Origin of the sequence: Paenibacillus sp. B-A-8 (genome assembly GCF_048572915.1) — a bacterium.
Lineage (GTDB): Bacteria > Bacillota > Bacilli > Paenibacillales > Paenibacillaceae > Paenibacillus_AQ.
In genome coordinates this window covers 6236497-6253237 of sequence record NZ_CP183882.1, presented here as the reverse complement: position 1 = coordinate 6253237, position 16741 = coordinate 6236497, and the positions used below count along the sequence as shown (strand labels likewise).

14 protein-coding genes, 2 tRNA genes and 3 rRNA genes are annotated in these 16741 nt (G+C 45.8%); 17 read left to right on the top strand and 2 right to left on the bottom strand.

The annotated features are described in order from the left end of the window. The first annotated feature begins 10 nt into the window (after positions 1-10). The 8 genes from rplQ (at position 11) to ACN6MV_RS28260 (ending at position 6686) form a co-directional block, all read left to right on the top strand. Complete coding sequence (gene rplQ, locus ACN6MV_RS28295) at positions 11-376, top strand: 50S ribosomal protein L17 (protein ID WP_019908254.1); 366 nt, start codon at positions 11-13, stop codon at positions 374-376. Positions 377-676: 300 nt separating this feature from the next. After that, the gene (gene truA / locus ACN6MV_RS28290; protein ID WP_419885325.1) at positions 677-1471 is read left to right on the top strand and encodes a tRNA pseudouridine(38-40) synthase TruA; all 795 of its coding nucleotides are present in this window, start codon (positions 677-679) and stop codon (positions 1469-1471) included. 217 nt (positions 1472-1688) lie between these two features. Further along, entirely contained in the window at positions 1689-2126 is a 438-nt protein-coding gene (gene rplM / locus ACN6MV_RS28285; protein ID WP_036680589.1) for a 50S ribosomal protein L13, read from the top strand. Positions 2127-2146: 20 nt separating this feature from the next. Continuing rightward, complete coding sequence (gene rpsI / locus ACN6MV_RS28280) at positions 2147-2539, top strand: 30S ribosomal protein S9 (RefSeq protein WP_025706574.1); 393 nt, start codon at positions 2147-2149, stop codon at positions 2537-2539. Positions 2540-2776: 237 nt separating this feature from the next. Further along, positions 2777-3469 (top strand): phosphoadenylyl-sulfate reductase, encoded by a 693-nt coding sequence (locus ACN6MV_RS28275; RefSeq protein ID WP_042131211.1) that lies wholly within the window; start codon positions 2777-2779, stop codon positions 3467-3469. Positions 3470-3506: 37 nt separating this feature from the next. Beyond that, positions 3507-4676: a sulfate adenylyltransferase gene (gene sat, locus ACN6MV_RS28270; protein WP_419885324.1), complete on the top strand. Its 1170-nt coding sequence runs from the start codon at positions 3507-3509 to the stop codon at positions 4674-4676. Positions 4677-4754: 78 nt separating this feature from the next. Continuing rightward, on the top strand, positions 4755-5498 hold the full coding sequence (cwlD, locus tag ACN6MV_RS28265; protein ID WP_042131209.1) for an N-acetylmuramoyl-L-alanine amidase CwlD: 744 nt from the start codon (positions 4755-4757) through the stop codon (positions 5496-5498). Between the two features lie 87 nt (positions 5499-5585). Then, on the top strand, positions 5586-6686 hold the full coding sequence (locus ACN6MV_RS28260) for an Mrp/NBP35 family ATP-binding protein (protein ID WP_419885323.1): 1101 nt from the start codon (positions 5586-5588) through the stop codon (positions 6684-6686). Between the two features lie 58 nt (positions 6687-6744). On the opposite strand, the gene gerD is transcribed toward ACN6MV_RS28260, so the two are convergent. Then, positions 6745-7416 carry a spore germination lipoprotein GerD gene (gerD, locus tag ACN6MV_RS28255; RefSeq protein WP_042192146.1) on the bottom strand — a complete coding sequence of 224 codons (672 nt, stop codon included), beginning with the start codon at positions 7414-7416 and terminating at the stop codon, positions 6745-6747. A 129-nt stretch (positions 7417-7545) separates the two neighbouring features. Here gerD and ACN6MV_RS28250 point away from each other — a divergent pair, with 129 nt between their 5' ends. Further along, positions 7546-8136: a KinB-signaling pathway activation protein gene (locus ACN6MV_RS28250; RefSeq protein ID WP_042132517.1), complete on the top strand. Its 591-nt coding sequence runs from the start codon at positions 7546-7548 to the stop codon at positions 8134-8136. 271 nt (positions 8137-8407) lie between these two features. Further along, positions 8408-9229, top strand: coding sequence for a PPK2 family polyphosphate kinase (locus ACN6MV_RS28245; RefSeq protein WP_042131206.1), 822 nt, complete (start codon positions 8408-8410; stop codon positions 9227-9229). 50 nt (positions 9230-9279) lie between these two features. Here ACN6MV_RS28245 and pdaB read toward each other — a convergent pair whose 3' ends face one another. Beyond that, on the bottom strand, positions 9280-10083 hold the full coding sequence (gene pdaB, locus ACN6MV_RS28240) for a polysaccharide deacetylase family sporulation protein PdaB (protein WP_042131205.1): 804 nt from the start codon (positions 10081-10083) through the stop codon (positions 9280-9282). 111 nt (positions 10084-10194) lie between these two features. Between pdaB and ACN6MV_RS28235 the strand changes: the two genes are divergently transcribed. From ACN6MV_RS28235 to ACN6MV_RS28205, 7 genes are all read left to right on the top strand, one after another. Then, positions 10195-10803, top strand: coding sequence for a stage II sporulation protein M (locus ACN6MV_RS28235; protein WP_419886828.1), 609 nt, complete (start codon positions 10195-10197; stop codon positions 10801-10803). A 251-nt stretch (positions 10804-11054) separates the two neighbouring features. After that, positions 11055-11285, top strand: coding sequence for a hypothetical protein (locus tag ACN6MV_RS28230; protein WP_036680631.1), 231 nt, complete (start codon positions 11055-11057; stop codon positions 11283-11285). 358 nt (positions 11286-11643) lie between these two features. Then, positions 11644-13201: ribosomal RNA gene (locus ACN6MV_RS28225) — 16S ribosomal RNA — on the top strand. 124 nt (positions 13202-13325) lie between these two features. Then, positions 13326-13442 (top strand): 5S ribosomal RNA (gene rrf / locus ACN6MV_RS28220). Between the two features lie 43 nt (positions 13443-13485). Continuing rightward, a tRNA-Ile gene (locus ACN6MV_RS28215) sits at positions 13486-13562 on the top strand. A 20-nt stretch (positions 13563-13582) separates the two neighbouring features. Then, positions 13583-13658, top strand: a tRNA-Ala gene (locus ACN6MV_RS28210). A gap of 140 nt (positions 13659-13798) precedes the next feature. After that, positions 13799-16727, top strand: a 23S ribosomal RNA gene (locus ACN6MV_RS28205). Together the 16S, 23S and 5S rRNA genes with 2 tRNA genes alongside form the textbook arrangement of a ribosomal RNA operon. The last annotated feature ends 14 nt before the right edge of the window (positions 16728-16741 follow it).

The window sequence follows — 16741 nt, the reverse complement described above, 5'->3', positions numbered from 1 at the left end:
GGGAAAACACATGGCATACCAAAAATTGGGCCGTGATTCCAGTGCGCGTAAAGCGTTATTTCGCGACATGGTAACGGATCTATTTTTATACGAGCGCATCCAAACAACGGAAGCTAAAGCGAAAGAAGTTCGTTCTATCGCTGAAAAGTTGATCACTAAAGCTAAAAAAGGCGATCTTCATGCTCGTCGTCAAGTAGCTGCATTTGTTCGCCGCGAGACTGTTGATGGTGAACAAGATGCAATTCAAAAATTGTTCTCTGACATTGCTCCTCGTTACACGGAGCGTCCAGGTGGATACACTCGTATCCTGAAACTAGGACCTCGTCGTGGCGACGCTGCGCCTATGGTTTATCTTGAATTGGTAGACCGCGCGTAGTATCACAAGTATTGATTTCCGATGCTTCCCTTTCATCCGGCCCTCTTTGGAGTAAAGATGGGGGAAATATCAGCGTTATTGTGCTGCAGAGGCGCAAGACTCTGCTGTACTAATAACCGTGGGAATCACCTTGGTTCAATTGAAGGAGCTCCCGCAGGGGCTCTTTTTTTTGAAATAATGGAGTGAAGTGTTAATGGATGCCGTCCTTCTAGGGACGGCAAAGCCATTTCTTCCTCGTGAATAAGATCAGACAGTGCTTCGATCGACGTTTCTGCTGAACGGTTTATAAAGGAGAACGGAATGCGTAATCTATTGATGAAGGTCAATTATGACGGAACAAATTATGATGGCTTTCAGACCCAGCCTCAGGGCAATACGATTCAGGATCGGCTGGAGCAAGCGATACTCCATCTGACGGGTGAGGAGCTTAAGATTACAGCTTCTGGTCGTACAGATGCCGGAGTACATGCCTATGGTCAGCCTTTTAACTTTACGACCTCCTCTCGAATCCCGCTTGAACGTTGGTGTCTGGCGCTTAATGCCCGGCTGCCACAAGATATCGTGGTTACTGAGGCTAGGGAAGTACCGCTGACGTTTCACTCTCGTAGAGGAGCTAAGCGTAAAACTTACCGATACACGATTAACGGCAACAGGTTTCCAGATCCGTTTCAACGGCGCTGGCAGCTTCACCATCCGGTGCAGTTGGATATTCCTGCGATGCAGCAAGGCTTAACGCATATTTTAGGGACACATGACTTCACTTCGTTTGCTTCTCGGAGGTCTACTAAGACCTCTCATGTACGAACGATCTTTGAAGCTCATATGGAAGTAGACCGCAGTATGTGCCGACCCTCTTCATTAGATCAGGGAGTGATCCAAACTTATATAACGGGTAGTGGATTTCTTCAACATATGGTTCGCATTATTATGGGGACTTTGATCCATGTGGGGGAAGGTAAAATAGATGCTGATCATGTTGCTGATATATTGGCGGCATGTGATCGTTCAGCTGCTGGTCCAACAGCTATGGCCAAGGGGTTGGCTTTGTGGAGTGTAGAATATGATGAGACCGAAAGTGAATCTTTTTTTCTATAAATTTCTTCCTAAATAATAGGTTGAATGTTTAAAAATCACTTGCACTTGTTATGTTTATACTGTAATATAAAAGTTGTGTTTTCTTGATGGCTATCCCACAGCCCCGATCAAGGAAATGCCAAAAAAATGCTTTGCTTAACTCACATAATTGTAATTCAATGAGAAACAAGATATACGAAACAGAAGATTTTCGTACGAGAACAAGGAGGAAACATTCATGCGTACCACCTATATGGCGAAGCCGAACGAAGTTGAACGCAATTGGCACATTATTGATGCCGAAGGCAAAACACTCGGTCGTTTGGCCAGCGAAGCCGCTGCTTTGATCCGTGGCAAACACAAACCGCAATTCACTCCACACGTTGACACAGGAGATTTCGTTATCGTAATCAACGCTGAGAAAATTCACTTGACCGGTAAGAAATTGCAAAACAAGAAATACTACCGTCACTCGATGCACCCAGGTGGCTTGAAAGTTACTAATGCTGAAACTCTGCTGAACACTAAACCAGAACGCGTAATTGAATTCGCTGTTCATGGTATGATTCCTAAGACTCGTCAAGGGGACCACATGAAGCTGAGATTGAAAGTATATGCAGGCGCCGAGCATCCACATGCAGCACAAAAACCTGAAGTTTACGAACTTCGCGGATAAGAATAGAGGAGGACAGTTTCATGGCACAAGTACAATACTATGGGACAGGTCGTCGTAAACATTCGGTAGCACGTGTTCGCCTTGTACCGGGTGAAGGACGCATTGTCATTAACAAACGTGAGATGGACGAATATTTCGGTGTTGAAACACTGAAAATGATCGTAAAACAACCTTTGAACCTGACTGAAACACTGGGCAACTACGATGTAATCGTTCTTGCACATGGTGGCGGCATTTCTGGTCAAGCTGGAGCAATTCGTCACGGTATCTCCCGTGCATTGCTTAAAGTTGACCCTGAATATCGCGGTGCATTGAAGAAAGCTGGTTTCTTGACTCGTGACCCTCGTATGAAGGAACGTAAGAAATACGGCTTGAAGGCTGCACGTCGTGCGCCTCAGTTCTCGAAACGTTAATATTTATCAAGAATTCAACCCTTGGCCTCTATGGTCGAGGGTTTTATTTTTTACTCTGAAGCCCCTTTTGAATAAAAAATGGGCTTTTTTTGCATTCATTTACTAATTCTGAGCGGTGAAATTCATTGACTTCCTCCGTAAAAGTTATATACTATTTCATATAGAAATAGTTGGTTTTATTACTTCTTTTACCTCATTTATTCATACGATTAATATTTTGGATGGAGGAATACCTTAATGAACCTGCTTGAGAAAGAAGATTTGATCAGAATAAAGGCCGAAGAATTAGAGAGTGCTTCACCCGAGGAAATTATCCGCTGGGCTGTTGAAACATTTCCTAACATTACTTTTGCCTGCAGCTTTGGTGCCGAAGATGTAGTGCTTGTTGATATGCTTCACAAAGTTAGTCCATCAACTGACGTCTTTTATCTCGATACAGATTATCATTTTAAGGAAACCTACGAAACCAGAGATTTAATGGCAGACAAATACGGATTAGAGTTTGTACGTGTGTCTCCACAACTCACAACGCAGGAGCAAGCACTTCAATACGGTGATGCGTTATGGACTGTTGATCCTAACCAATGTTGTGGAATTCGTAAAGTTGAACCGCTGACTCGTATATTATCTCAATATGAGGCTTGGATTACTGGAATTCGCCGTGACCAAGCACCTACCCGCGCAAATGCTAAAAAGGTTGAGTATGATTATAAATTTGGTTTAGTAAAGTTTAATCCTATTGCGGATTGGACTTCAGAAGATGTATGGAACTATATTCGTGAAAATGACGTAATCTATAACCCTCTACACGACCGTAACTATCCAAGTATCGGCTGTGAACAATGTACTCGTCAGGTTATGCCAGGTGAAGATCCGCGTGCTGGCCGTTGGTCTGGATCAGAAAAGACAGAATGCGGTTTGCACAAATAAGACATATCCCTGTGGGAACATAGAAGGAGAGACTAAGATGACTTCAATACGTCCGCATGGCGGAACTTTGGTTAACCGTGTAGTAGAGGGAATTGAAAGAGAAGAATTGCTAAATCTCGCACGTGACAACAAGGCAATTGCCTTGAATACCTGGACTTTATCCGATTTGGATCTTATCGCTGTAGGTGCGTTTTCCCCACTAACTGGCTTTTTAAATGAGCAAGACTATCTTTCAGTGGTAAAAAGCATGCGTTTAGCAGATGGCACTGTGTGGAGCATTCCAATAACGTTGGCTGTAGAAGATGATGTGGCTGCCGGATTATCAATTGGGGATAAAGTATCTCTAATCGGTGAAGAAGATGGCGAGATTTACGGTTTATTGGATATTGAAAGTATTTATACTGTTGATCAAACGATTGAAGCACAAAATGTCTTCAAAACAACAGATCCTGAACATCCTGGAGTGAGTAAGTTGCTGGCTCGTCCTTCGACTTATGTTGGAGGACCGATTACAGTCTTGAATCGACCACAGCCTGAGAAGTTCAGTGAGTTTTATTTTGATCCTGCGGATACGCGGAAAATATTTGCTGATAAGGGCTGGAGAACGGTTGTAGGGTTCCAAACACGTAATCCGGTTCATCGAGCTCATGAATACATTCAAAAGTGCGCTATGGAGGTTGTAGACGCTCTATTTCTAAATCCACTTGTGGGTGAGACGAAATCGGATGATGTACCGGCAAATGTGCGGATGAAGAGCTACCTGGCGCTTTTGGAGAATTATTATCCTGAGGATCGCACCTTCCTTGGTGTTTTTCCAGCGGCAATGCGTTATGCAGGTCCTAGGGAAGCAATTTTCCATGCCATGGTTCGCAAAAATTACGGCTGTACCCACTTCATCGTGGGTCGTGACCATGCGGGCGTAGGGGATTACTACGGAACTTACGAGGCACAGGAAATTTTCTCGAATTTTAGTGCTGAGGAGCTTGATATAACTCCATTATTTTTTGAACACAGCTTCTTCTGTAAAAAATGCGGAAATATGGCTTCTAGTAAAACTTGCCCTCATCCTAGCGATGATCATATGACATTGTCGGGTACGAAAGTACGGGCTTTGCTCCGTGACGGCCAATGTCCTCCCCCAGAATTTACGCGGCCTGAGGTTGCGCAGATTCTGATTGAAGGTATGACTCAAGAAGTTACAGCTTAATCACTGTCAGCTAGTACTATTTGACCTTCTTGTCCCATATAGATGAGTATTATCTATCGGGACGAGGGGGTCTTTGTTATGTCTGGCCGAAAGCAGAATAAAGTCTCGGTCTGGATTTCATGGAGCAGTATCAAAAAAAGTATGCTTGGTGCTACACTGCTGGCTATAATGATCGGAATTATAGCGTATGACATGCCTACTGCTAAAACACTAAATTATTGGAGTCTGCCCTTGTCAGGAAAAGTTATTGCTCTCGATGCGGGACATGGTGGAGCTGATGGAGGAGCGGTTAGCCGGGAAGGGCTAATTGAGAAAGATATTAATCTGGCGGTATCGCTGTATTTGCGTGATTATCTGCAACAGGCAGGGGCTATTGTAGTAATGACTCGTGAGGGTGATTACGATTTGGCTCTGGAAGGCACTAAGGGCTATTCTAAGCGCAAGACGGAAGATCTTAAACAAAGGGTAAGAAGCATCGAAGAGAAAGGCGCAGACCTTTTTATAAGCGTTCATATGAACAGTGTCCCTTCGAATCGTTGGAGCGGAGCGCAGACCTTTTACTACCCCAATCATAAGGATAATAAAGCAATTGCGGAGTTTGTGCAGAGTGAGCTGAAGACTACGCTAGAGAATACCGATCGTGTGGCGAAGACAGTGAATACTGTATATCTGCTAAAAGCATTAAAAATACCAGCGGTGCTTGTAGAAGTCGGCTTCTTATCACACCCCCAGGAATCCGCTCTACTCGGAAATGATGTCTACCAGCGCAAGGTAGCCACTAGCATTTATCGCGGCATTCTTCGGTACGCCTCCGAGCAGTAAGGACTACTCATGGGGAGACAGGTAATGTTATAATAGACAAAAACTCCGGAGAATTTCTTAACCGGAAAGGAAATAGAGGTGCTTTCCATGCTGACTAAGGAACAAATTCAGGAAATACTGCAGCCATTAACAGACTCGGAAACTGGAAAAAGCCTTGTGGAACTACAGCTGATCCGTGACATTATGATTAAAGAAGATCGTATTTCTTTATCAATCGTATGTCTGAATCCTGAAGAGCAAAGTCGCATGGATCTAGAACAACAGGTTCGTGAATTGCTTGAAGCGGGTGGGGCTTCAAATGTACATATCCGGCTTCGTGATGCAACCGATTATGAACGTGCTATACTTCGCGGTGAGAGCACTGAGGAAGTTGATGAGCCTGGGAAACTTAAGGGACATGCTGCAGGCCTTGATGGCCATGAATTAATTAGCGAGAGCTCTGGTGTGAACTTTATCGCCGTGGCTAGCGGCAAAGGTGGAGTTGGTAAATCAACTGTAACGGTCAATTTGGCCGTAGCCCTTGCAAGAAAAGGTAAGAAGGTTGGTCTTGTGGATGCGGACATTTATGGTTTTAGCATTCCTGATATGATGGGGATTGAAGAGGGGCCGGTTGTGGAAGAAGGAACGATTATTCCTGTGGAACGTTTCGGAGTGAAGGTCATGTCTATGGGCTTCTTTATCCGTGAGAATAGTCCAGTTATTTGGCGGGGACCTATGCTAGGTAAAATGCTTCGCCAGTTCTTCAATGATGTTGGTTGGGGTGAACTTGATTATATGCTGCTTGATCTTCCCCCAGGTACTGGTGATGTGGCACTTGACGTGCATCAGATGCTGCCTCACAGCAAAGAGATTATAGTTACGACACCTCACGCTACCGCAGCGTTTGTGGCGGCTAGAGCGGGCTCTATGGCTCTACAGACAGATCATGAGATTATTGGAGTCATTGAGAATATGGCTTATTATGAGTGCACTGACTGTGGTAAGAAAGATTATATCTTTGGCAGAGGCGGAGGAGCGAGGCTTGCCGAGACGCTTCATACGGAGCTGCTTGCACAAATACCGCTAGGTGCACCGGACAACCATATTTCCGAACCGGATTTCTCACCTTCTGTATACAAAGAAGAGACACCATCAGGACAATTATTTGCAGAAATTGCTGATAAACTTATTGCCAAATATGAGCACTAACTCTTGTGCATAAAAAAGAGGCCTTCCCACACGTATTAGTGGGAGAAGGCCTTTTTTTTTAAGAACTTGAATCATCGCCGCTGCCGCCGCCACTGCTTTCCTGTTTGTCGCCACCTTCGCTACCCTTTTCTTTTTTCTCTTTTGGTTCAAGTTCTTCTTGTACGACTTTTTTAAGTAAATTCAATACTTCCATGCGAAATAATGGAGTTTGCATGGATTCCTGCATGGTCTTCATGGATTGTTTACGGTAATCAGGTGTTTTGGTGAGATTTAAAAACATTGTCATCATTTCTGGAGACTTCATAATTTCTTCGACTGATTTCTGATAAGTGGGATCCTTAATTAGCTGTAGGTGTAGTTCCTTGCTTTGTGATTGAATGGCTTTAGCAAAATCGCCCGCGAATTTGGGATCAGTCATTATCTTCTCGATTTCCTTCTGATATTCCGGTGCAGTGAGAGTATTTTTAACAGCGAGCTTGATCTCCTCTGTTGTTTGAAGTGGCATCATCTTCATGCTCATTCCACTGGTACCGCTAGAGCTGGAGCTTGATAATGATTCCTCAACCGCTTTTTTACCCTCATCGCTTTTCAATATATCTAAAACCATGGTCTTCGTTTCTTTATAACTGCCTTGTCCGGAAGAAGAACTGCTCTGCTCACTTCCGCAAGCCGTTAAGGCCATAACAAAGCTCAATGCCAAACCCACAGATCCGATAAATCTCCATTTCATTGGCGCTGCCCTCCTTTATAGGATTCTCTAGATGTATTATGCCGAATTAGATCACATTTATGTTGTGGGTGTAATGGTGTTTTGTCGGTATCCTTGGTAAAATAAATCTGACAAGAGGAGGTGAATTGGCTGAGTATAAAAAAATGGTTTCATTTATTTTGGACTACCCTCCTTATAGGAGCGGGTGGGGCTGTAATCGCTGGTCTGGCACTGCAATTCGTAAATGGTAAGATTGATTTCAAAAGTGTCGGGGATTTCTTTTTATACCCGCTGATTCTGCTTGGCTACGGTATGCTTGTAAGCGTTTATTCGCAACTTGGTTTTTTTGCCTATTTGATTTTGAATTATATGGGTAACGGCGTTTTTCCACAAAAGGTTTGGAAATACATACAACTAGTGCTTTCTGTGCTCGCATTGCTTGAACTGATTTTTTTGCGTACCGTCGTTGGTGGGGAAAGAAATGTTATGTCTGATCTAATATTAGGAATCGTTATTTTGCTAGCAGCTATTATTGTGTCTTATTTCAAAGTAAAAAGTACAAACATCTCAGCTTTGATTCCAACCCTCTTTTTTATGACAGCTATTTCAATTGTGGAAGTTATTGGCGTGCTCCGTATAGGTGTTGATAGTGCAACAGTATTTATTGTTGTTCCGCTTATTGCTTGTAATGCATTCCAAATTTTGATGCTACACCGTATTCTGAAGCCGGCAGCCGGATAATGAATGGGGAAGGCACTAAACAATGAACCCCGTGCTCTGATTTCAGAAGACGGGGTTTTTTGCTCTTACTATATCTAAACGATTAAAATCTGATTAAGGAGGTTAATCTTAAAGAACACATAACCTAAGAAAATGCTTTCGAAGTGAGTTTTGTACGAAGCTCCTCAATGATGTATATGCTTTACAAAACTTAGTAGATGCTTCCGAAGTGAGTTTTGTACGAAGTAACACAAGTGTAGTAACGCTCACAAAACTTTTAGGAGGGGAATATATGGACATCAAGCGCTATATGATAAAAGACACAAAAGAAATCCGGCTTAACAAGCTGGATCCGGACGATATAGGTATTTTTAAATCCAAAAAAGAAGCAGAAGCCAAAACAGAAGAGCTTAAAGCACGTTTGGCAGAGCTACAAGATATTTTGTTTGCTCAGAAAAAGCATTCGCTGCTTGTAATTCTGCAAGGAATGGATTCTAGCGGTAAGGATGGAACGGTTAAGCATATTTTTTCAGGCATCAATCCACAAGGCTTCATAGTTACCAGCTTCAAGAAACCCTCTCTTGAGGAAGAGGCTCATGATTTCCTATGGAGGGTACATCAGAAAACTCCCCCTAAGGGCTACATCTCTGCATTTAATCGTTCGCACTATGAAGATGTATTGGTACCGCGGGTACATGGAGGGTTGAAAAAGGATGACCTAAAGCGCCGTTTTCGTTACATACGCCAGTTTGAGGAAATGCTGGTGGAAGAGGGGACGACAATTATCAAGCTTTTTCTGCACATTTCTAAAGAGAAGCAGTTAAAGAAAATCAAGGAAAGACTTGAAGATCCTAAAAAACACTGGAAATTCGATGCAAGTGATCTCCAGGAGCGGGAGTATTGGGATGATTACCAAGAAGCATATGAAGATGTTTTTAAGGAAACTAGCATAGATAAAGCACCCTGGTACTGGATACCCGCCAATCATCAATGGTACCGCAACTATTTGACCTTATCCATCGTAGTAAAGACACTGGAGAGTCTGGATCTGAGCTATCCGAAGCTGAATACCCCCACACCCGACATATCGGAACTCATTTCTCCACGTCATTAATCCTTTGGACGAATCAACATCCATTACGGCACCAGAGATTGAAATGTACTTTACAGTCCAGCCGCGTCCTCTAAGGCATTACTAAGTGAAGCTGAGTCGCGAACTTCTTTACCTTCGGTATTGCTTTGACTAATCAGCTCAGAGACGGTAACGAATTCATAACCTTGTCTGCGGAGCTCGTCGATAATGAGTGGAAGTGCTTCATGTGTTTGTTTGCAGGAATCACTGGCATGTAGAAGGACGATATCACCTGGATGCGCTTTTGTCGTTACACGCTTCACGATATTGTCTACGCCGATATTCTTCCAGTCCAGAGAGTCTGTATCCCATTGAATGACCTTGTAACCGAGATCGCTGGCAACCTGAAGGACTCTTTTGTCAAAATCCCCATTAGGCATACGAATCAAATTGGGCTCAGTGCCGGTTAATTCGGTAAGTACGGTGTGAGCCGTTGAGATCTGTGTGCGAATTTCTTCGTTGCTTAGTGTGCTGTAATTGACGTGTTTATGACCATGACTTCCAATTTCAAAACCTGCATTCTTGATGTTAGTTACAATGTCTGGGTGAGTCTTACTCCATGGTGACGACAGGAAGAAGGTGGCTTTGTCCACTTTCTTGTCTTCAAGTACCTTCAAAATCGGCTCAGGTCTTTTCTCCCCCCAGCTAATATCGAAGGTCAGGGCAATCAGCTTCTTCTCTGTTGGTACACTGTAGATCGCGGAAGGTCCGGATTCAGAAAAAACGGTTATGTTTCCCCTCTCGACGTATACAACTCCAGCAGCAAGAAGCACAGCGGCGAAGATATAGATGAATCGTTTAATCTTTTTGCCGCTGAATACATAAAAAGAATTCATAATGACAGCGCTCCTCTCCCATGCGAAATGCTTGTTTGTTCTAAATGTATGCTCGTACCGCACGGTTATGACCTAAGAAACAGAGATCACAATTTCAGGAGGGTATTTATGTTGTCGTTCTTCACGTTTATTAAAGATCTAAAAACGATCCGGAAGGCTTTATTGCTTTCCTGTCTGCTCTTCGCAGTAGGAGCGGTTATAGGGTGGGTAGCTACCAGCAGTCTGGAAAAGCTATTGGTTCAGCAATTAGAGGGGCTCAGTGAAATCAGTGGCAACCTTAGAGATTCTTCTAATCCGCAATGGAGCTTCTTTGTATTTATATTTTTAAATAACAGCATCAAGGGTGTTCTTATCATATTTTTAGGGGCGTTGTTCGGTATACTGCCAGCCATATTCTTATTTATTAACGGAGCGGTTATCGGCTATCTGATTCATTTATCAGCACTGCAAGGACAGGACTTGTTCGAGCTTATTGTAAAAGGACTGCTGCCACATGGGATTATAGAGATTCCGGCGATCATTATTGCTTGTGCATTTGGACTGCAGTTCGGCGGGAAAGTACTCTCAAGTATATTTAGTTCTTCCACTAGGAAAAAGGAGAGAGGGGCAGATTGGTCTTTCTTTATGCGTCAAACACTCACGGCATCTATATGGACTGTAATCCTGCTATTTGTTGCAGCCATCATTGAAAGCACAATAACTTTTTCGCTTTTATCATAAAACTTCCAAGATTGGAGCATAACATTAAAGCTATTCATCCAAGGATTGCCTAAAGGACAGAGGTATATAATCGCGACGTAACCATAAAGGGAATTTTTATTAATTATGGTTATAAAAAGAGTACTCCGGTTAATCTAGTGTAAGAGGACTTAAGGCAGCTTTCTCCATGAGATGGACTAACTAATTATGTACAAGGGGTTTATGGTTTTAGTGAATGTGTTACTTGCAACTTCATGAAGGAGGCCAAGCATATGTTGGGAATGTTGTTTAACGAAAAAGAATGCAAGGAACTGGATTATGTTTTGCGGAAAGAACTCGATGAGATGCTGTTAGATTTAAGTGATCAGCGCTTGGACCAAAATATCAGGCATGCCATCGCCAATAGATATAAGACTGTATTTCGGATGTATGCTCGTTTTGCTCCTCAGAAAGAGCTTTCCAAGTATGCGTGGGGCGGACGTTCATCTCAGTATAAACACTGAGGATAGGTGGTAAATGCAAGAGTTTTATATGGATTTAAGATTTTTTAATAAAATAGCTTGACTAAAAAGGAGTGCTCATGATAAATTATATCTCGCGCTCCTTTTGCTTGTGTAAAAGGGAAGCGGAAGGCAAGAAAAAATGAAAAAAACTTTTTCAAAAAAAAGACTTGCCAAACAACGGAACACTGTGATATATTATAAAGGTCGCCGCTGACAAACAACGACGACGAAATGAGAGACATTGATCTTTGAAAACTGAACAACGAGTGAGTGGGAAATCACGAAAGTGAAATCCAAAATTAGAGAATTAATTTTCTCGTCAGATGTTTCAAAATGAGCATATCGCTCTTTTCAATACTAATTGGAGAGTTTGATCCTGGCTCAGGACGAACGCTGGCGGCGTGCCTAATACATGCAAGTCGAGCGGAGTCATTTTGAAAGCTTGCTTTCAAAATGACTTAGCGGCGGACGGGTGAGTAACACGTAGGCAACCTGCCCCTTAGACTGGGATAACTACCGGAAACGGTAGCTAATACCGGATAATTTCTTTTTTCTCCTGAAGAAAGAATGAAAGACGGAGCAATCTGTCACTGAGGGATGGGCCTGCGGCGCATTAGCTAGTTGGTGGGGTAACGGCCCACCAAGGCGACGATGCGTAGCCGACCTGAGAGGGTGAACGGCCACACTGGGACTGAGACACGGCCCAGACTCCTACGGGAGGCAGCAGTAGGGAATCTTCCGCAATGGACGAAAGTCTGACGGAGCAACGCCGCGTGAGTGATGAAGGTTTTCGGATCGTAAAGCTCTGTTGCCAGGGAAGAACGTCCGGTAGAGTAACTGCTACCGGAGTGACGGTACCTGAGAAGAAAGCCCCGGCTAACTACGTGCCAGCAGCCGCGGTAATACGTAGGGGGCAAGCGTTGTCCGGAATTATTGGGCGTAAAGCGCGCGCAGGCGGTCATTTAAGTCTGGTGTTTAAACCTTGGGCTCAACCTGAGGTCGCACTGGAAACTGGGTGACTTGAGTACAGAAGAGGAAAGTGGAATTCCACGTGTAGCGGTGAAATGCGTAGATATGTGGAGGAACACCAGTGGCGAAGGCGACTTTCTGGGCTGTAACTGACGCTGAGGCGCGAAAGCGTGGGGAGCAAACAGGATTAGATACCCTGGTAGTCCACGCCGTAAACGATGAGTGCTAGGTGTTAGGGGTTTCGATACCCTTGGTGCCGAAGTTAACACAGTAAGCACTCCGCCTGGGGAGTACGGTCGCAAGACTGAAACTCAAAGGAATTGACGGGGACCCGCACAAGCAGTGGAGTATGTGGTTTAATTCGAAGCAACGCGAAGAACCTTACCAGGTCTTGACATCCCTCTGAATCTGCTAGAGATAGCAGCGGCCTTCGGGACAGAGGAGACAGGTGGTGCATGGTTGTCGTCAGCTCGTGTCGTGAGATGTTGGGTTAAGTCCCGCAACGAGCGCAACCCTTAACTTTAGTTGCCAGCAAGTAATGTTGGGCACTCTAGAGTGACTGCCGGTGACAAACCGGAGGAAGGTGGGGATGACGTCAAATCATCATGCCCCTTATGACCTGGGCTACACACGTACTACAATGGCCGGTACAACGGGAAGCGAAGCCGTGAGGTGGAGCCAATCCCATCAAAGCCGGTCTCAGTTCGGATTGCAGGCTGCAACTCGCCTGCATGAAGTCGGAATTGCTAGTAATCGCGGATCAGCATGCCGCGGTGAATACGTTCCCGGGTCTTGTACACACCGCCCGTCACACCACGAGAGTTTACAACACCCGAAGTCGGTGGGGTAACCCGCAAGGGAGCCAGCCGCCGAAGGTGGGGTAGATGATTGGGGTGAAGTCGTAACAAGGTAGCCGTATCGGAAGGTGCGGCTGGATCACCTCCTTTCTATGGAGAATCGTCTTCTGCAATGAAGACATTCAAATCGGAAGTTAAACTTCCATAATAGAACCCTCGGGTTCAAACACTCACTCGTGTTCAGTTTTGAAAGAGCAAGTCTCTTTCATATGCGTTTGGTGGCGATAGCGGAGGGGTTCCACACGTACCCATCCCGAACACGACCGTTAAGCCCTCCAGCGCCGATGGTACTTGGACCGAAGGGTCCTGGGAGAGTAGGACGCCGCCAAGCGAACAACCACTTTGGTTGATTCACAATATTATATATGTTATATGGGCTTTTAGCTCAGTTGGTTAGAGCGCACCTCTGATAAGGGTGAGGTCGGTGGTTCGAGTCCACCAAGGCCCACCATATAACTTATATCCCTTTATGGGGCCATAGCTCAGCTGGGAGAGCGCCTGCCTTGCAAGCAGGAGGTCAGCGGTTCGATCCCGCTTGGCTCCACCATAATTTTTAAATTCAATACTTTCTTTAACATTGATCCTTGAAAACTGGATACCGAAACGAATTTGCGTTTTAGAACATCTTTTAGCAACTTGTGCAAACAAGTAAATGTTATTAGTGAGATTTTTCTTAGGAAAAATCAAGGTTAAGCTAATAAGAGCACACGGAGGATGCCTAGGCGCCAGGAGCCGACGAAGGACGTGGCGAACAACGAAACTGCCTCGGGGAGCTGTAAGCAAGCTTTGATCCGGGGGTGTCCGAATGGGGAAACCCAGCTGTGGTAATTCGCAGTTACTCATACCTGAATACATAGGGTATGTAGAGGCAGACCAGGGGAACTGAAACATCTAAGTACCCTGAGGAAGAGAAAACAATAGTGATTCCGTCAGTAGCGGCGAGCGAACGCGGAACAGCCTAAACCTAAGAGCTTGCTCTTAGGGGTTGTGGGACGTCTCACATGGAGTTACAAAGGAATATGGTAGGTGAAGAGGTCTGGAAAGGCCCGCGATAGAGGTAAAAGCCCTGTAACCTAAACTGTGTTCTCTCCGAGACGGATCCCGAGTAGTGCGGGGCACGTGAAACCCCGTATGAATCCAGCAGGACCATCTGCTAAGGCTAAATACTACCTGGCGACCGATAGTGAAACAGTACCGTGAGGGAAAGGTGAAAAGCACCCCGGAAGGGGAGTGAAATAGAACCTGAAACCGTGTGCTTACAAAAAGTCAGAGCCCTATTAATGGGTGATGGCGTGCCTTTTGTAGAATGAACCGGCGAGTTACGTTTAACATGCAAGGTTAAGTCGAGAAGACGGAGCCGCAGCGAAAGCGAGTCTGAATAGGGCGATTTAGTATGTGGACGTAGACCCGAAACCGTGTGATCTACCCCTGTCCAGGGTGAAGGTGCGGTAACACGCACTGGAGGCCCGAACCCACGCACGTTGAAAAGTGCGGGGATGAGGTGGGGGTAGCGGAGAAATTCCAATCGAACTCGGAGATAGCTGGTTCTCCCCGAAATAGCTTTAGGGCTAGCCTCGGTATAAGAGTAGTGGAGGTAGAGCACTGATTGGGTGCGGGGTCCGCAAGGATTACCAAGCTCAGTCAAACTCCGAATGCCATATACTTATTGCCGGGAGTCAGACAGTGAGTGCTAAGATCCATTGTCAAAAGGGAAACAGCCCAGACCATCAGCTAAGGTCCCCAAGTGTGTGTTAAGTGGGAAAGGATGTGGAGTTGCACAGACAACCAGGATGTTGGCTTAGAAGCAGCCACCATTGAAAGAGTGCGTAATAGCTCACTGGTCGAGTGACTCTGCGCCGAAAATGTAACGGGGCTAAACACACCACCGAAGCTATGGCTAGATATGTATGTATCTGGGGTAGGGGAGCGTTGTATGTGGGTTGAAGGTGTACCGTAAGGAGCGCTGGACAGCATACAAGTGAGAATGCCGGTATGAGTAACGAAAAGATCAGTGAGAATCTGATCCGCCGAAAGCCCAAGGTTTCCTGAGGAAGGCTCGTCCGCTCAGGGTAAGTCGGGACCTAAGGCGAGGCCGAAAGGCGTAGTCGAAGGACAACAGTTTGAAATTACTGTACCACCGTAATCCGCTATGAGCGATGGGGTGACGCAGGAGGGTAGTGACGCGGACTGATGGATATGTCCGTCTAAGCAGTGAGGCTGATGTGTAGGCAAATCCGCACATCGTTAAGGCTGGGCTGTGATGGGGAGCGAAAATTGTAGTAGCGAAGGTCATGATCTCACACTGCCAAGAAAAGCCTCTAGCCAGGAGAAGGTGCCCGTACCGCAAACCGACACAGGTAGGCGAGAAGAGAATTCTAAGGCGCGCGGAAGAACTCTCGTTAAGGAACTCGGCAAAATGACCCCGTAACTTCGGGAGAAGGGGTGCCCCGGTAGTGTGAATAGCACGAGGGGGCCGCAGTGAAAAGGCCCAAGCGACTGTTTAGCAAAAACACAGGTCTGTGCGAAGCCGCAAGGCGAAGTATACGGGCTGACGCCTGCCCGGTGCTGGAAGGTTAAGGGGAGTGGTTAGGGGTAACCCGAAGCTATGAACCGAAGCCCCAGTAAACGGCGGCCGTAACTATAACGGTCCTAAGGTAGCGAAATTCCTTGTCAGGTAAATTCTGACCCGCACGAATGGCGTAACGACTTGGGCGCTGTCTCAACGAGAGATCCGGTGAAATTTTAATACCTGTGAAGATGCAGGTTACCCGCGACAAGACGGAAAGACCCCATGGAGCTTTACTGCAGCTTGATATTGAATTTGGGTACGATCTGTACAGGATAGGTGGGAGCCGTAGAAATCGGAGCGCAAGCTTCGGTGGAGGCGCCGTTGGGATACCACCCTGATCGTATCTAGGTTCTAACCTAGTGCCCTAATCGGGTACGGGGACCGTGTCAGGCGGGCAGTTTGACTGGGGCGGTCGCCTCCTAAAGAGTAACGGAGGCGTTCCAAGGTTCCCTCAGAATGGTTGGAAATCATTCGAAGAGTGCAAAGGCATAAGGGAGCTTGACTGCGAGACCTACAAGTCGAGCAGGGACGAAAGTCGGACTTAGTGATCCGGTGGTACCGCATGGAAGGGCCATCGCTCAACGGATAAAAGCTACCCTGGGGATAACAGGCTTATCTCCCCCAAGAGTCCACATCGACGGGGAGGTTTGGCACCTCGATGTCGGCTCATCGCATCCTGGGGCTGAAGTAGGTCCCAAGGGTTGGGCTGTTCGCCCATTAAAGCGGTACGCGAGCTGGGTTCAGAACGTCGTGAGACAGTTCGGTCCCTATCTGTCGTGGGCGCAGGAAATTTGAGAGGAGCTGTCCTTAGTACGAGAGGACCGGGATGGACGTACCGCTGGTGCACCAGTTGTTTCGCCAGAAGCATGGCTGGGTAGCTACGTACGGACGGGATAAGCGCTGAAAGCATCTAAGCGTGAAGCCCCCCTCAAGATGAGATTTCCCAATTAGTAAGACCCCTTGAAGACGACGAGGTAGATAGGTTGGAGGTGGAAGTGCAGTAATGCATGGAGCTGACCAATACTAATCGGTCGAGGGCTTATCCTATACTTAGAACGCAA

What these genes read in the sequence shown, in the direction of transcription:
- rplQ (WP_019908254.1), top strand. Translation starts at nt 11, where the DNA reads ATGGCATACCAAAAATTGGGCCGTGATTCCAGTGCGCGTAAAGCGTTA.
- truA (WP_419885325.1), top strand. Translation starts at nt 677, where the DNA reads ATGCGTAATCTATTGATGAAGGTCAATTATGACGGAACAAATTATGAT.
- rplM (WP_036680589.1), top strand. Translation starts at nt 1,689, where the DNA reads ATGCGTACCACCTATATGGCGAAGCCGAACGAAGTTGAACGCAATTGG.
- rpsI (WP_025706574.1), top strand. Translation starts at nt 2,147, where the DNA reads ATGGCACAAGTACAATACTATGGGACAGGTCGTCGTAAACATTCGGTA.
- ACN6MV_RS28275 (WP_042131211.1), top strand. Translation starts at nt 2,777, where the DNA reads ATGAACCTGCTTGAGAAAGAAGATTTGATCAGAATAAAGGCCGAAGAA.
- sat (WP_419885324.1), top strand. Translation starts at nt 3,507, where the DNA reads ATGACTTCAATACGTCCGCATGGCGGAACTTTGGTTAACCGTGTAGTA.
- cwlD (WP_042131209.1), top strand. Translation starts at nt 4,755, where the DNA reads ATGTCTGGCCGAAAGCAGAATAAAGTCTCGGTCTGGATTTCATGGAGC.
- ACN6MV_RS28260 (WP_419885323.1), top strand. Translation starts at nt 5,586, where the DNA reads ATGCTGACTAAGGAACAAATTCAGGAAATACTGCAGCCATTAACAGAC.
- gerD (WP_042192146.1), bottom strand. Translation starts at nt 7,416, where the DNA reads ATGAAATGGAGATTTATCGGATCTGTGGGTTTGGCATTGAGCTTTGTT.
- ACN6MV_RS28245 (WP_042131206.1), top strand. Translation starts at nt 8,408, where the DNA reads ATGGACATCAAGCGCTATATGATAAAAGACACAAAAGAAATCCGGCTT.
- pdaB (WP_042131205.1), bottom strand. Translation starts at nt 10,083, where the DNA reads ATGAATTCTTTTTATGTATTCAGCGGCAAAAAGATTAAACGATTCATC.
- ACN6MV_RS28230 (WP_036680631.1), top strand. Translation starts at nt 11,055, where the DNA reads ATGTTGGGAATGTTGTTTAACGAAAAAGAATGCAAGGAACTGGATTAT.